At 46.7% G+C, this 15,050-nt stretch carries 16 protein-coding genes and 1 pseudogene; 5 read left to right on the top strand and 12 right to left on the bottom strand.

The window, feature by feature from the left end:
• Positions 1-62: 62 nt before the first annotated feature.
• The 4 genes from ypfJ to aspA all read right to left on the bottom strand — a co-directional run bounded on the left by ypfJ (position 63) and on the right by aspA (position 3,381).
• Positions 63-932 carry a KPN_02809 family neutral zinc metallopeptidase gene (gene ypfJ / locus B0187_RS05270; protein ID WP_078236815.1) on the bottom strand — a complete coding sequence of 290 codons (870 nt, stop codon included), beginning with the start codon at positions 930-932 and terminating at the stop codon, positions 63-65.
• Between the two features lie 107 nt (positions 933-1,039).
• On the bottom strand, positions 1,040-1,345 hold the full coding sequence (locus tag B0187_RS05265) for a hypothetical protein (RefSeq protein ID WP_078236814.1): 306 nt from the start codon (positions 1,343-1,345) through the stop codon (positions 1,040-1,042).
• A 33-nt stretch (positions 1,346-1,378) separates the two neighbouring features.
• Positions 1,379-1,915, bottom strand: coding sequence for an AAA family ATPase (locus tag B0187_RS05260; RefSeq protein WP_078236813.1), 537 nt, complete (start codon positions 1,913-1,915; stop codon positions 1,379-1,381).
• A gap of 41 nt (positions 1,916-1,956) precedes the next feature.
• A complete protein-coding gene (gene aspA / locus B0187_RS05255; protein ID WP_078236812.1) occupies positions 1,957-3,381 on the bottom strand; it encodes an aspartate ammonia-lyase in 1,425 nt (474 codons plus the stop codon).
• Between the two features lie 310 nt (positions 3,382-3,691).
• Between aspA and B0187_RS05250 the strand changes: the two genes are divergently transcribed.
• The 4 genes from B0187_RS05250 to B0187_RS10430 all read left to right on the top strand — a co-directional run bounded on the left by B0187_RS05250 (position 3,692) and on the right by B0187_RS10430 (position 5,064).
• Positions 3,692-3,943, top strand: coding sequence for a type II toxin-antitoxin system RelE family toxin (locus B0187_RS05250; RefSeq protein ID WP_078237000.1), 252 nt, complete (start codon positions 3,692-3,694; stop codon positions 3,941-3,943).
• On the top strand, positions 3,927-4,274 hold the full coding sequence (gene relB / locus B0187_RS05245; protein ID WP_078236811.1) for a type II toxin-antitoxin system RelB family anti-toxin: 348 nt from the start codon (positions 3,927-3,929) through the stop codon (positions 4,272-4,274). Before B0187_RS05250 ends, relB begins: the two co-directional genes overlap by 17 nt.
• Positions 4,275-4,440: 166 nt before the next feature.
• On the top strand, positions 4,441-4,725 hold the full coding sequence (locus tag B0187_RS05240; RefSeq protein WP_078236810.1) for a hypothetical protein: 285 nt from the start codon (positions 4,441-4,443) through the stop codon (positions 4,723-4,725).
• A 207-nt stretch (positions 4,726-4,932) separates the two neighbouring features.
• The gene (locus B0187_RS10430) at positions 4,933-5,064 is read left to right on the top strand and encodes a hypothetical protein (RefSeq protein WP_281247598.1); all 132 of its coding nucleotides are present in this window, start codon (positions 4,933-4,935) and stop codon (positions 5,062-5,064) included.
• Positions 5,065-5,128: 64 nt separating this feature from the next.
• Here B0187_RS10430 and B0187_RS05235 read toward each other — a convergent pair whose 3' ends face one another.
• The 4 genes from B0187_RS05235 to B0187_RS05220 form a co-directional block, all read right to left on the bottom strand.
• Positions 5,129-6,565 (bottom strand): alanine/glycine:cation symporter family protein, encoded by a 1,437-nt coding sequence (locus B0187_RS05235; protein ID WP_078236809.1) that lies wholly within the window; start codon positions 6,563-6,565, stop codon positions 5,129-5,131.
• Between the two features lie 127 nt (positions 6,566-6,692).
• The gene (gene xthA / locus B0187_RS05230) at positions 6,693-7,496 is read right to left on the bottom strand and encodes an exodeoxyribonuclease III (RefSeq protein WP_078236808.1); all 804 of its coding nucleotides are present in this window, start codon (positions 7,494-7,496) and stop codon (positions 6,693-6,695) included.
• A 387-nt stretch (positions 7,497-7,883) separates the two neighbouring features.
• Complete coding sequence (locus tag B0187_RS05225) at positions 7,884-9,260, bottom strand: Na+/H+ antiporter family protein (protein WP_078236807.1); 1,377 nt, start codon at positions 9,258-9,260, stop codon at positions 7,884-7,886.
• A gap of 245 nt (positions 9,261-9,505) precedes the next feature.
• The gene (locus B0187_RS05220) at positions 9,506-9,751 is read right to left on the bottom strand and encodes a hypothetical protein (protein ID WP_158078224.1); all 246 of its coding nucleotides are present in this window, start codon (positions 9,749-9,751) and stop codon (positions 9,506-9,508) included.
• Positions 9,752-9,778: 27 nt separating this feature from the next.
• On the opposite strand from B0187_RS05220, the gene B0187_RS05215 reads away from it, so the two are divergent.
• Positions 9,779-11,698, top strand: coding sequence for a MacB family efflux pump subunit (locus B0187_RS05215; RefSeq protein ID WP_078236805.1), 1,920 nt, complete (start codon positions 9,779-9,781; stop codon positions 11,696-11,698).
• A gap of 58 nt (positions 11,699-11,756) precedes the next feature.
• On the opposite strand, the pseudogene nfsA reads toward B0187_RS05215, so the two are convergent.
• The 4 genes and pseudogenes from nfsA to lolB all read right to left on the bottom strand — a co-directional run bounded on the left by nfsA (position 11,757) and on the right by lolB (position 14,975).
• Positions 11,757-12,476, bottom strand: a pseudogene (gene nfsA, locus B0187_RS05210) (oxygen-insensitive NADPH nitroreductase).
• Positions 12,477-12,532: 56 nt separating this feature from the next.
• On the bottom strand, positions 12,533-13,483 hold the full coding sequence (locus B0187_RS05205) for a ribose-phosphate pyrophosphokinase (protein WP_078236804.1): 951 nt from the start codon (positions 13,481-13,483) through the stop codon (positions 12,533-12,535).
• A 17-nt stretch (positions 13,484-13,500) separates the two neighbouring features.
• The gene (ispE, locus tag B0187_RS05200; protein ID WP_078236803.1) at positions 13,501-14,343 is read right to left on the bottom strand and encodes a 4-(cytidine 5'-diphospho)-2-C-methyl-D-erythritol kinase; all 843 of its coding nucleotides are present in this window, start codon (positions 14,341-14,343) and stop codon (positions 13,501-13,503) included.
• Positions 14,343-14,975 carry a lipoprotein insertase outer membrane protein LolB gene (gene lolB / locus B0187_RS05195; RefSeq protein WP_078236802.1) on the bottom strand — a complete coding sequence of 211 codons (633 nt, stop codon included), beginning with the start codon at positions 14,973-14,975 and terminating at the stop codon, positions 14,343-14,345. Before lolB ends, ispE begins: the two co-directional genes overlap by 1 nt.
• Positions 14,976-15,050: the final 75 nt, after the last annotated feature.

The raw sequence follows: 15,050 nt of genomic DNA, 5'->3' as shown, positions 1-15,050 counted from the left end.
TAATCACCGCATAATGTCAAATGATTTCTGTACTATTTTACTAGTACAAGCCAATTTTTTACTTAACGGGCGGAAAAAGTGTTACAAACGCTTGGGTTGCCCGTCTGCAAGCCTTTTCTAAACCACGCCAAACGCTCGGCGGAAGATCCGTGGGTGAAGCTGTCTGGCACAACTCGCCCTTGACTTTGCTGCTGCAAGCGATCATCCCCCACCGCTTGGGCGGCACGGAACGCTTCTTCCACATCACCGTTCTCTAATTTGCCCTCACGCTGAATTTGCGAACCCCAAACGCCAGCGAAACAGTCCGCTTGTAGTTCCACATTCACGGAAATTTTATTCGCCGCCGCTTGATTGCGAGCCTGACGCTGCATTCGTTGGGTTTGCTCTGAAATACCGAGCAGATTTTGAACGTGATGTCCCACTTCGTGGGCGATCACATAGGCAAAGGCGAAATCCCCCGAGGCTTTCATTTGGCGTTTCATATCATCGTAAAACGAGAGATCTAAATAGATCTTCTGATCCGCAGGGCAATAGAAAGGTCCCATCACTGACTGCCCCGTACCACAAGCGGTTTGAGTTGCCCCACGATAAAGCACCAAAGTCGGCTCGCGGTAACGTTGTCCATTTTGTTGGAAATAGTTGCCCCAAATGCGTTCGGTAGTGGTAAGCACTTTACGAGAAAGACTATCTAGTGCAGCTTCTTCGGCGGAAACTTGGCGAGGCTGCGAGCTTTGTTGCTGGCTGTAACCGCTGTCGCTATACCCCATCAAACCGCTCAAATCGACCCCATAATACGCCCCGACCAGCAGAATAATCAGCCCTAGCACGCCCCCTTTGCCACGCCCCATCGACATTCGGCGACCACCGCCAAAGCCCGACTGACCACGGCGATCTTCCACATTTCGGCTTTCTCTTTCGTTTTCTAAACGCATTGCAATTTTCCTTTTCAATCAAAAAACGGGGCTATTGTAGCAAACAAGCAGTCGAATTTTTGAAAATTTTTAAGATAAAAGAAAGGTCGCCGTGGCGACCTTGAATGTTAATAGTATGGATAGCCTAAGCCGATCCCCGAATGATAGCGACCCCGCCCCCAACCGTAGCCGACCCCAAAGGTGGGGTAAACCGCTGGGTAGGCTCGTTTAATCACTTGCACTTTGGAGCGATTATCGCTTTGGTTTAACACCTCTTGCACCGCAGGATTTTCGGCGGTAATCGTTTTGCCCGAAGCCACCCGTTGCTGATATTCCTGCACGGCTTTCATATCCATTGGCACGGAACTTTGCTGATCAGGCGTGGCACAACCCGCCAACACGAGGGGAATGGCACATAACATCAATTTTTTCATCGTTTTTCCTCTGTTGATAAAAATTTTGCGGGATTAGACCGCTTGTTTGCGTTTTTGCTCACGGCGAAATCGCATTTTTTCGATTTCTCGCTGGATCTTTGGCGTGATCGGCTGGATCGGCTGCACAAAAATTTCCCCCTCAATCGGATTTTGTTGAATGGCAAGGTACATTTGATAAACCCGATATTTGCCGACATTATGTTGATTTTGAAAGAAATTTTCCATTCGGTAGATCTCGCACGCCATTCCCTGCCGTTCGGCTTGTTCACACAACGCTCGAATATACGCCACATTCACGCCCACATTGCTCAACACGATCAGCACCGCTTGATTGGCGTGCTGTTTGGCATAGTTCAAAGCATCTTGCACCGCCTGTTCCCCTTGCTGTTTTGCTTGTTTAAAGCGATCTTTCGTCCAATGATAATGTCCGTTTTCGCTGATAAAATGGTCGTTTTCAATATGAAAACAGACCCCTTGCGGCTGCTGTTGTTGAAAGGTGGCAATTTGGGTGTGGGCGAAAGTCGATTTGCCCGATCCCGAATGACCTCGCACGATAATCAATTTCTGCATAAAAATAAAAGGGCGTCAATCACGCCCTTTATTGTAGTCGATTATTCTTCTTCGCTAAACCGTTTCGCCTTATATTTCGGGCTCATTAGGTTGTCGAGGGAAAGAATATCATCGAGCTGTTCTTCCGTGAGTAAGCCACGTTCTAGCACCACTTCACGCACGCTACGCCCTGTTTTGGCACAAATTTTGCCGACAATATCGCCGTTGTGATGCCCGATAAACGGATTGAGATAGGTAACGATGCCGATTGAGTTAAACACATAGCTTTCGCAGATTTCACGATTGACCGTGATACCGTCAATACATTTATCACGCAAGTTCACGCAGGCGTTGGCGAGTAGGCTGATTGATTCAAACATCGCTTGCCCGATCACAGGTTCCATTACGTTGAGCTGTAACTGCCCTGCTTCGGCGGCGAAGGTAATGGCGGTGTCGTTGCCGATCACTTTAAAGCAAACTTGGTTCACCACTTCTGGCACAACGGGGTTCACTTTGGCTGGCATAATCGAAGAACCTGCTTGCAACTCTGGCAAGTTGATTTCATTCAAGCCTGCACGCGGCCCTGATGAAAGCAAACGCAGGTCGTTACACACTTTTGAGAGTTTGACCGCCGCCCGTTTTAATGCACCGTGCACCATTACATAAGCACCGCAGTCGGACGTTGCCTCAATCAAGTTTTCTGACAACACACACGGCAAGCCCGACACCTCTGACAGATATTTAACCGCCAGCGGTGCGTAACCCTCTGGGGTGTTCAAGCCCGTGCCGATTGCCGTTGCCCCTAAGTTCACTTCTAACAACAACTCCGCCGTGCGTTTGAGGTTGCGAACTTCTTCCTCTAACAACACAGAAAACGCCTTAAACTCTTGCCCCACGGTCATCGGCACTGCATCTTGTAACTGGGTACGCCCCATTTTTAGCACATCGGCAAATTCATTTGCTTTGTTATCGAAAGCGGTCTGTAAATAGCTAATTTTTTCAATCAGCTGACTAATGCTGTTGTAAACCGCCAAGCGGAAACCCGTTGGATAGGCGTCGTTGGTCGATTGGCTGGCATTGACGTGATCCATCGGATCTAAATGTTGATATTCGCCCTTTTGATAGCCCAAAATTTCTAACGCCAAATTTGCCACCACTTCGTTGGTGTTCATATTGACGGACGTGCCTGCCCCGCCTTGATAAACATCGGACGGGAACTGATCCATACAACGCCCTTTTTCAAGGATCTCATCGCACGCCGCCACAATCGCTTTGGCGATTTTTTTCGGAATCGCCCCCAACTCACCATTGGCAAGGGCGGTCGCTTTTTTGACCATTACCATTCCTCGCACAAACTCTGGCACATCGGAAATGGTGGTTTTGGAAATGTTAAAATTTTCCACGGCACGCAGGGTGTGAATCCCCCAATAAACGTGGCTCGGCACTTCACGCTCGCCTAATAAATCGTGTTCAACGCGTACGCTCATTTGATTTTCCTCTTAAAAATAGCTGGTAAATTTCGGGCGAGATCATAGAGTAAAAACGCATAAAAAAATGCGATCTAGATCGCATTTTTTCAGGATTTGAATAGGATATTATTTCATTATTCGGATTAGATTTTTTTATGATAAAAATTTGGTTAAACTTTTAAAAATCTGACCGCTTGCACTTATTTTTGTGATCGGGATCGACAAATTGAATATCCCTATTTGTGATTTGGTAGGAATTGAGGAATGATTTAAAAATACCCCTTGCAAAAACTTATAAAACCGATAATATCACTTATACAGCCCGATGATGAAAGAAATTATCTATCAGCCAAAGGCATTGAAACAGTTAAGGAAAATCCCGACCAAAGCCCACATTATTGAGAAATGCGAGGCGCTTAAACATTTTCCTTATTGCACAAATATCAAGGCTCTCATCAATCACCCTTACCAATATCGTTACCGTGTGGGCGATTACCGAGTTTTCTTTAATATCGTGGGAAATACAATGAATATTGTCTCAATTGAAGAGGTAAAAAAACGAGATGAACGCACTTACTGACATTCAATATATCAACGATGCAAAAGGCGAACCTGCCTTTGCCGTAATGCCATTATCCACCTTAAATTGGCTCAAACAAAAAGCCAACCTTGCTGACCCGCTCGAAACGGGCGTTCCCGAAGCGGTGGCAAAATTGGCGTTGCTGAACGATTATTCCGCCCTCAGAGCGTGGCGAGAGCATTTGGGCTTAACCCAAACGGAAGTGGCAAACCGTTTAGGCATTTCGCAATCTGCCTATTCCCAACACGAAAATTCCCAAACCTTACGCAAAAATACACGGATTAAAATCGCCAATGCGTTAGGTATCCACCCAAACCAGTTGGATTTTTAGGGCGAGCATAAACAACAAGCGGTAAGATTTCTTCAAATCTTACCGCTTGTATTTATTTTTGTGATCGGGATCGACAAATTGAAACTGAGGCTTTGCATTTGGGAAAGTTTTGATAGATGATTTTTCGTACTAAATTCGATAATGTCCATCTTAGACAAAGAGAAAAATGAACGACAAATCAGAAAACTTTTACGCTATTGACGAAGGGCAATGTATCAAAATTCAGGTGTCTGATGTTGATTATACGGTGGTATTTCATCGCCAATCCGCTGAATTTTTTGAAGATGATATAGAAAAAATGCTTATAAATTACCAAACAATTTATAGCATTGTATTTGCTGTTTCCGAATATATTGAAGATTTCAACTATCAAGGCGATTTATATGCCCCACCTAAAAATGCGAAAATCAACGAAAATACATTAACCTTTCCATATTACAAGAAAAATTAAAACAAGTGATATTTCAACATTATCAAACATATCAACCAGATTGCTATGTATTTGCAGGTAATAGCCCTGCCCACACTAAGTGGTATCATAAAATCTGTTTAAATCTTGATCCATTTTTGCTAGACTTTAACGTTGAAAGTCGCTTAGGAAAAAACCAAGATACTTTCATTGTAAAAACGCCACTCTTTTTACAGAAGGAAAACGATAATGCAACCAACTAAAAAATTAAGCAGCAAAGAATTAAATTATAAAATTATTCAAGATGCCAAAAAAGCGTATCACCGAGCCTTACAAACGGAAAGTGTTACCACAGCGAAACAGCACGAAAAGAAACACTAAATAGTTAAAAACAACAAGCGGTAAGATTTTGTGAAATCTTACCGCTTGTTTCATTATTGAGTAATTATTTCCAAATTTCTGGATCAACACCACGTTTGATTAACTCTGGGTGATCGTCAATTTTAAATACTGGCTCTTGCCCTGCACGGATTTGGCGTTGGTAGTCTTTGAGCAATAACCAGACGATTGGGGCTAAAATCACAATCGAGACTAAGTTGATCATCGCCATTGACGCCATTACTGTATCGGCGAACGCCCATACGATACCGCCGTCTCGCACTGCACCGAAATAGACGAAGAACAACACCACAAGGCGGAAGCCTAATACGAAACCTGCACGGTTGCGAATGTAGCGAATGTTGCTTTCGGCGTAAGCGTAGTTACCGATGATTGAGGTAAAGCAGAATAGCAACAAGATGAACGCAAGGAAGTGTAAACCGAACTCGCCTAGGTGGAATGAGAGGGCGGTTTGGGTGAGTGAGATACCACGCAGGCTTTCGCTGCCGTAGTTGTCGGACATCAAGATGATGATTGCGGTACAGGTACAGACCACAATGGTATCGACAAACACGCCGAGCATTTGGATTAAACCTTGGCTGGCTGGGTGCTTCGCGTCAGAAGTTGCCGCTGAGTTTGGGGCTGAACCCATACCTGCTTCGTTTGAGAACAAGCCACGTTTGATCCCCATTAGCATTGCTTTTGAGAATAACGCCCCGAACATACCGCCTGCCATTGCCGAGAAGTCAAAGGCTTTGCTGACGATGTCGCTCAACACTTCTGGCACTTTTTCGATGTTCATTCCTAAAATGATTACCGCCATAATTAGGTAGAACAACGCCATTGTTGGTACGACTTTCGCCGACACTTGCCCGATACGTTTTACCCCACCGAAGATGATTAAGCCTGTTAAAACGACAAGGGCAATCCCGACTAGATTGGCGTCCCAGCCCCACGCGTTACGGCTTGCCTCAACAATCGAGTTGGCTTGCACCGCATTGAACGCAAAACCGAAAGTGAAAATCAAGGTGATCGCAAAGGCAATCGCTAACCAACGAGATTTCAAGCCTGCGGTGATATAGTACGCAGGGCCGCCACGGAACATTCCGTTTGGATCACGCACTTTGTAAAGTTGAGCGAGGGAAGATTCGGCAAAGGCACTGCTCATTCCGATCAATGCCGTGATCCACATCCAGAACACCGCCCCTGGCCCGCCTAACGCAATCGCCGTTGCTACGCCACCGATGTTACCCACACCGACACGGCTCGCCAAGCCTGTGGTAAAGGCTTGGAACGGGGTTAAAGAGTCGCCCTCTGCGGTGCGACCGCCCCACATTTCACGCAAACTTTGCGGTAATAAACGCAGTTGGACTAAGCCCGTGGTAATGGTAAAAAATAACCCCACGCCCAAAAGCGTAATCACCGTTACGTCCCAAAGTGGCCCGTCAAAAGTCTCAACGATCCACGTCAGCACGCCCTCAAAACCAGCAATAATGCTATCCATTGTAAGATCCTCTAAGGTTAAGTTGAAAAAATAATTTCCGCATTGTAATGATTTTTTAACGATTGAAAAGTTATTTTAATCATTTTTATAAAAAAAATTAGGGTTGTTTCCGCAACCCTAACTTTTTTTATTTGAAAACCGCCCAAACAGGACAGTGGTCAGACGGCTTTTCCATTGCACGAATTTCGTGATCGATCCCCACTTCTACGCACTTTTCTGCCAACATTTGGCTGGCAAGAATCAAGTCAATCCGTAGCCCGCGGTTGTCGTCAAAGCCTTTTGAGCGGTAATCAAACCACGAAAATTGGTCGCAAGCGGTCGGATTCGCTTGGCGGAATGTATCGACTAAACCATAGCCGTGCAAACGCTCCAACCATTCCCGTTCTTCGGGTAAGAACGAACATTTGCCGTCTCGCAACCAGCGTTTGCGGTTTGGCTCGCCGATGCCGATGTCGAGATCGGTCGGGCTGATGTTCATATCGCCCATAATCACAATCGGATTTTGCGGATTGAGTTCGCTTTCCAAATAGCGTTGCAAATCGGCGTAGAATTTTTGTTTGGCAGGGAATTTGGTTTCGTGGCTACGATTTTCCCCCTGCGGAAAGTAGCCGTTTAGCACGGTCAGCACGCCGAACGGGGTTTCTAAATCCGCCATAATCATTCGTTTTTGAGCGTCCGCCTCGTCCGTTGGGAAACCTTTTCGCACCGCCAACGGTTTTTGCTTCGTCAGCAACGCCACCCCATAATGCCCTTTCTGCCCGTGATGAAAAACGTGGTAGCCGAGATGATTAACGAGATCATAAGGAAAATCCTCGTCCGCCACTTTGATTTCCTGCAAACCGATCACATCGGGCTGATGTTTAGCGATTAACGCCTCTAACTGGTGCGGTCTTGCCCGCAAGCCATTGATATTAAAAGAGATAAATTTCATTTTCTTCCTTAATAAAATAACAGGGACACTATTCAGCGTCCCTGCAAGCGGTGAGATTAACGAAAATTTTAAGAGATCCTACCGCTTATTGCCTAGCACGGCAAGCCGTACTAGGTTATCAATTATTCAGGGACGTTGTCCCTGTTTGATCCCCCGTCATTTTGCGTTGAGCGGTTTCGTCAATTTCAAGGTCAATTTGTACTGTTTGAGCCAGCTTGCTGGCGAGTTTACAAATTGACCGCAGAAATTAGAAACAAGCGAAACATCAGCAAAATGCTCGGGGGCGTGTTTCTTTGGTTACTTTCTTTGCACAAGCAAAGAAAGTAACAATTTCAAACAAGGGGTACGATTTCTGAAAATATCCCCTTATCTATTGCAACAGCCTATTTACAACACCATCGCCGCAATCCACCCAAACACTAACAATGGAATGTTGAAGTGGATAAAGGTTGGCACAACAGAATCCCAAATGTGGTCGTGTTTGCCGTCTGCGTTCAAGCCTGATGTTGGGCCTAAGGTCGAATCCGAGGCTGGCGATCCTGCATCGCCCAATGCGGCGGCTACGCCGATAATTGACATTGTGGCAAGCGGTGAGAAACCGAAAGAAACACACAATGGCACATAAATGGAGGCGATAATCGGCACGGTTGAGAATGATGAACCGATTCCCATTGTAATCAACAAGCCCACCACCAACATTAACAAGGCTGCCATTTCTTTGCTGGCGATTGCCCCTTTCAAGCCTTCCACTAAGGCTGCCACGCCGCCCGTTGAGTTTACTACGCTGGCATAGCCCGAAGCGGCAATCATCACAAAGCCGATCATCGCCATTAAGCGTAGGCCCTCTTGGAAAATATCGTTACTCTGTTTGAGTTTGAACACGCCACCGAGGGCGAAGATGATCAAGCCAACCAAACCACCAATAATGGTTGAGCCTGTCGCTAACTGCACGCCACAAGTCGCAATAATCGCAAAAATGCTAATGCCGATGTGGAATGATTTAACCTTTGCCACACGTTCGGCAATATCGTCCGCGGTTGGTTCTTGGCGATCTTCCACATAAGAACGCGGTTTGCGGTAAGAGACAAAAAACGCAAACAGCAAACCCACAATCATTCCCGCCACAGGAATTGCCATTGCTTTGGTCATTTCCGCCGTGGAAGCGACTAAATTAAAGCTCTGCCCTGCTTGGTTGATATTCTTCACCAAAATGCTTTCAATAAAGATCAACCCGAAGCCCGCTGGAATCAACATATAAGTCGCCGTTAAACCAAAAGTCAAGGCACACGCCACCGCACGGCGGTCGATTTTGAGCTGATTCATTACGCTCAACAAAGGTGGAACAAGGATAGGAATGAAAGCGATGTGAATTGGAATCAAGTTTTGTGAGGACATTGAGAACGCTACCAACACAAATAATACCGCATATTTGAACCACATCACGGAACGACCAGACGGACGCTGACCGAACGATTTAATCACTTTATAAGCGAGCAAATCCGTTACACCAGAGCGAGAAAGGGCAATCGCAAACGCCCCTAACACGGCATAATTCATCGCCGTTTCCGCCCCACCGCCTAAACCGCCCGTGAAACTTTTAATCGTTTTAGTGAGTGCATCAAAAAGCCCTGCACCGTCCACCCCATAATTACCAATAAGCCCACAAGTGAGAGCAGCAATAATTAACGCAATTACCACGTTGATTCTGAGCAAACTCAGCCCCAACAGCACGATAATTGAGATAACAACTTCATTAGATAACATTGTGTTTGACCTCAAAATTATAAAAATAAAAGAAAGGCTACAATTTAACGCAAAATTTCACGAGATCAAGCATTATTTTGAAGGAATGAAAAAAATCCACCCCCATTTGTGGGGATTATCTCTGCTAAAATAAGAACGGAATTTGAATTGGGGTGTCTTGATTGGAATGAAATAGTAAATTTCCAAAAATCTTACTCCTTGTCTGGGATTGTTAGGGCGGATATAAAATCCGCCCCTACGAACGATTATTTGCTCGAACAAAAATCCCCCGTCATTTTGCGTTGAGCGGTTTCGTCAATTTCAAGGGCAATTTGTACTGTTTGAGCTTGCGAAGCAAGCGAGTTTACAAATTGACCGCAGAAATTAGAAACAAGCGAAACATCAGCAAAATGCTCGGGGTCGCATTTCTTTTTGGTTACTTTTTCTTTGGCGAAGCAAAGAAAAAGTAACAGAACCCAAACAAGCGGTAGGATTTCCAAAAATTTCCACAAAACACACAAAAAACAACAAGGAACAAAATGCAACTTATTGAAATTTCAAATTTAAATAAATATGTGGGCAATGCCGAAAACCCTGCTCATATTCTGAAAAATATCAATCTCACCATTCAGCAAGGGGATTTTGTGGCGATTATCGGGGCTTCGGGGTCGGGGAAATCGACTTTGATGAACATTTTAGGCTGCCTTGATACTGCAAGTAGCGGCTCGTATAAAATTGACGGGGTGGAAACCCAATCCCTCAATGCGGATCAACTTTCCGATCTTCGCCAACGCAAATTTGGCTTTATTTTCCAACGCTATAACCTGCTTTCCGCCCTCAATGCCACCGAAAATGTAGCGTTGCCAGCGATTTATGCGGGGATTGAAAGCCAAACTCGCCTCGCTCGTGCCAAGCAACTGCTCGGCAAATTGGGGCTTGCGGATAAAATTCAGCACAAGCCCAACCAACTTTCAGGGGGACAACAACAGCGAGTGAGTATCGCCCGTGCCTTGATGAACGGGGGCGAAATCATTTTAGCGGACGAACCCACGGGGGCGTTGGATTCCCACAGCGGCGAAACGGTATTAGAAATTCTGCAAGAACTGCATCAAGAGGGGCATACTCTGATTATGGTAACCCACGATCCGAAAATCGCCGCCCACGCCAAACGGATCATCGAGATCAAAGACGGCGAGATTATCCGTGATGAACGCCAACAACCACTGGTGGAACAGCCGAAAAATCTGACTCAAACCGCCTCAAAACCCCGTTTTCTCGATCAACTTTACGAATCGTTCAAAATGGCGACCAGTGCGATTATGGCTCACAAGCTACGGGCAATGCTGACAATGCTCGGCATTATTATCGGGATCGCTTCGGTGATCTCGGTAGTGGCGTTGGGGAAAGGCTCGCAACAGCAAATTTTGTCAAGCATTAACAATCTCGGCACGAACACAATGGACATTATGAACGGCACGGGCTTTGGCGACCGCCGAGCCAATCTCACCAAAAATCTCTCGATCAGCGATGCGGAAATGCTTGCCAAACAAAATTTCGTGGCAAGCACCACGCCGAGCAGTTCCCTCAGTACCACCATTATTCACGGCAACAAGGCGGTTTCCGCTTCCGTGCGTGGCGTGGGCGAGCAATTTATGGATGTGAAAGGCTTGAAATTGGTGGCGGGGCGTTTTTTCAGCCAAGAGGAAGTGGCGAATGCCGCCCAAGTGATTGTGATCGACCCGAATACGCAAAAATCCCTCAATCTAAACCAACCCCTTGATCAGATTATTTTGATCGATAAAAAGCCCGTCAAAATCATCGGCGTGGCGGAACAATCAAACACAATGAACCAAAGTAGCCTCGTGCTTTGGACGCCTTACACCACCCTAATGCAACGGATTTCGGGCGAGAAAAAAATTGATGCCTTGACCGTAAAAATCAAAGACGATGTGGAAAGCCAAACCGCCGAAAAAAGCATCACCGAACTACTCACGGCAAAGCACGGCAAAAAAGATTTCTTCATTATGAACAGCGACACGATCAAACAAACCATTACCAGCACCACCAACACAATGACCCTGCTAATTTCCTCGATTGCCTTGATTTCCCTAATTGTGGGCGGGATTGGCGTGATGAACATAATGTTGGTTTCGGTAACAGAACGCACCAAAGAAATCGGCGTGCGAATGGCAATCGGGGCAAAACAAGGTAACATCTTGCAACAATTTTTAATTGAAGCAATCCTAATTTGCCTGCTCGGTGGCGTAATCGGCATTTTGCTGGCGGTGGCGATTATCCTCAGCTTCAACACCCTCGGTTCAGATTTCAAAATGATGCTATCGCCCGAATCCGTGATTGTCGCCGTCCTCTGCTCAACCCTAATCGGCGTGCTGTTCGGCTATATCCCCGCCCGCAACGCTTCACATCTCAACCCAATCACGGCGTTGGCACAAGAGTAAGCTATTGCAAAGGGTAGGATTCTGCGAAATTTTTCGTAAAATCCTACCCCTTGTTTCGTTATTTTTTCAGCAACCCTTTCTTTTGCAAGAATGGCAAAATATGCGGGCGGACGGGTTGGTTTAGGGTTTTGCGAACGCCGTCTAGCCACGAGAGGGCTTTGCCTGAGCGAGCTTGATAGTAATCCGTGAGTTCCGCATCGTATTGCTCAAACACCGTTTGTTCGAGGGGTTGATAGCGGTTTTCGTGGCAAACTAAGGCTTGCGGGAAGCGAAGTTTGAGCATCGGATCTTGATCGGGATAGCCCAAACATAAGCCAACCAACGGCACGCAGTAATCCGGCAAGCCGAGCAATTCCGCCACCTGTTCAATTTGGTTGCGTAACGCCCCGATGTAAACGCCCCCTAGCCCTAGGGATTCGGCGGCTAACAGCACATTTTGAGCCATAATGCCGGTATCGACCGCCCCGATTAAACTCACTTCCGCCCAATCGAGTTAGGCTTCGGGGTTGAGCTGTTTGTGTTTGTGAAAATCAATGCAGAACACCAAAAATTCGGCACACTCTTTCACATACACCATTCCCGATGCGGTGGCGAGGGCTTCTCGCAGTTGCGGATCGGTGATCCGAATAATGCTCACACATTGCAGATGATTTGAGGTTGAGGCTTGTCGCCCTGCATCAATCAAGGTGTCAAACAGTTCAGGTGCGATGGGCTGGTTGGTAAATTTCCGAATGGAACGGTGAGATAGGATCGTTTCAAGAGTCGGTTTGCTATTCATTTTATCCTCAATGATAAAAAACCGCTTGCGAAACAAGCGGTCTGTTATTTGAAAATTTAGGCGTTAAACATCGCCGAGATCGATTCTTCGTTGCTGATACGGCGGATCGCTTCGGATAACATTCCCGATAAGGTTAGCACTCGTACTTTATTGAGGGCTTTGATTTCATCGGTGAGCGGAATGGTGTCGGTTACCACTACTTCGTCTAAGGCTTCGTTGGCGAGGTTTTTGGCTGCCGTGCCAGAGAATACGGCGTGGGTGGCGTAGGCGAACACGCGTCTTGCCCCACGTTCTTTCAAGGCTTCCGCCGCTTTCACCAGCGTGCCGCCCGTGTCGATCATATCATCAACGAGGATACAATCTCTGTCCGCCACGTCGCCGATGATGTGCATTACTTGTGCCACGTTCGCTTTCGGACGGCGTTTGTCGATGATCGCCATATCGCTGTCGTTGAGCAATTTGGCAATGGCTCTGGCACGCACCACACCACCGATGTCTGGCGACACTACAATCGGGTTCACGAGGTCGATTTTTCTTAAAATGTCGTCAATTAAGACTGGCGAGCCGAACACGTTATCCACTGGCACATCAAAGAAACCTTGAATTTGCTCGGCGTGTAGATCGCAGGTTAAAACGCGATCCACCCCCACGCTAGAAAGGAAATCCGCCACCACTTTGGCAGTGATTGGCACACGCGCCGAACGCACACGGCGATCTTGGCGAGCATAGCCGAAATAAGGGATTACCGCCGTAATACGCCCTGCGGAAGCACGGCGTAAAGCGTCCACCATTACAATCAATTCCATAAGATTATCATTCGTTGGTGCACAGGTTGATTGCACAATGAAAATGTCGCCACCACGCACGTTTTCATTGATTTGCACTTGAATTTCGCCATCGCTAAAACGCCCAACAGTTGCGTCCCCCAAAGAGATGTAAAGACGTTCTGCAATACGTTTAGCCAGTTCTGGCGTTGCGTTTCCCGCAAAGAGTTTAATATCAGGCATTGGAATTGACCTCAGGTTTAGGAAAGTAAAAGAAGTTGTTGATGTAGCGGCGAGCGATTCTGCCCTTTTGCCACAAAGCCCTGCACGTTGTCGGGCTTGATTGCCAAGACGCGTTCCGCCTCGGCTTTCGATTCAAATTCGGCAAACACACAAGCCCCCGTGCCAGTGAGCCGAGTCGGGGCGTATTGTATCAACCAAGCGACAAGATCTTCAACCTCGGAATAATGATCTCGCACAATTTTTTCGCAATCGTTTTCCCATTGGCTGTTCAAAAGTTCCGCAAGCGGTCGTTTTGGGGTATTTCTCGGCAGTTCGGGATCGCCAAACACCACCGCCGTAGAAATGGACACTTCGGGTTTAAGCACCAAATACCACTTCTCAATCGGCTCACAAGGGGTTAATTTTTCGCCCACCCCCTCGGCAAAGGCGGCTTGCCCTCGCACGAAAATCGGCACATCCGCCCCCAACTGCAAGCCCAATTCGGCAAGCTGTTCAAGGCTTAGCCCCGTTTGCCATAAATGATTTAGCCCAACTAAAACGGTCGCCGCATTAGACGATCCACCGCCCACGCCACCGCCCATTGGCAGGCGTTTGGTAATGCCGATCTTGGCACCACGCTGGCAAGCGGTGCGATCCTGCAAAATTTTTGCGGCTCGGTAGATTAAGTTTTGCTCGGTCGGCACGCCCTCAATTTCGTTCAGTAGCACGATTTCAGGGCTGTCGCTGATTTCAAAACTCAATTCATCGCCATAATCCAAAAATTGAAACAGGGTTTGCAATTCGTGGTAGCCATCTGACCGCTTGCCGTTGATATATAAGAATAAATTGAGCTTGGCAGGGCTGGGTAATAGGGTTTTCATCAATAGGTCCATTGATCGATACGGATTTTCAAGGTCTGCTCGCCACTTTCTAGCACGATGAGCTTCGGCAAATTCGGCGTGCGATTTTCGTGATATTCCACATAGCTCGCCTTCCAGCGTTGCCCGTTGATCGTGTAGTCAAATTGGGAAAGTTGGCGTTTTTCGTTCACCACATAATCGCCATTTTGCTCGGGCTGCCCCTTCACCCAATAGGCAAACTGATCAATCGGAAACGACACCCCGATAATCTCTTTCATCAACGCATCGACATCCGCATCAGAACGAGAATTGCCCTCGCTATCGGAAATGGTCAAACCACGGCTATTGCGTTGCAATTTGAGGGATTTGCTCGAAAGGTTGGAAGAAAGCTCTAACCCGAACTGAGTTGGCGTTTTGTATTGCCAAACGAAGTGGGAAGAAAAACGCTCATCGGGCGAAATATAACCAAACTGCCCTTTGGCTTGATAGCCCTTGATTTGAGCGAGTTGAGCAAGATGTTGCTGCCATTGCGGATCGTTTTTCGAAATTTGCACCGTCGGCTTTTGCACTTCGGTCGGGGCATCTAACACGGAATTACACGCCGTCAGCACCAACACCGCCGAAAGAGAGAGAAATTTTGTCAGTTTTTTCATAGGATTTTGTCGTAAAAAATAAGGTGGCTATTTTATACAAGCGGTGGGGTTTTGCCAAATTTTTCAAAATCTAAC

It is taken from the genome of Haemophilus paracuniculus (assembly GCF_002015115.1).
GTDB classification, from domain to species: Bacteria; Pseudomonadota; Gammaproteobacteria; order Enterobacterales; family Pasteurellaceae; genus Haemophilus_E; species Haemophilus_E paracuniculus.
This window is presented reverse-complemented; position numbering and strand designations above follow the sequence as displayed.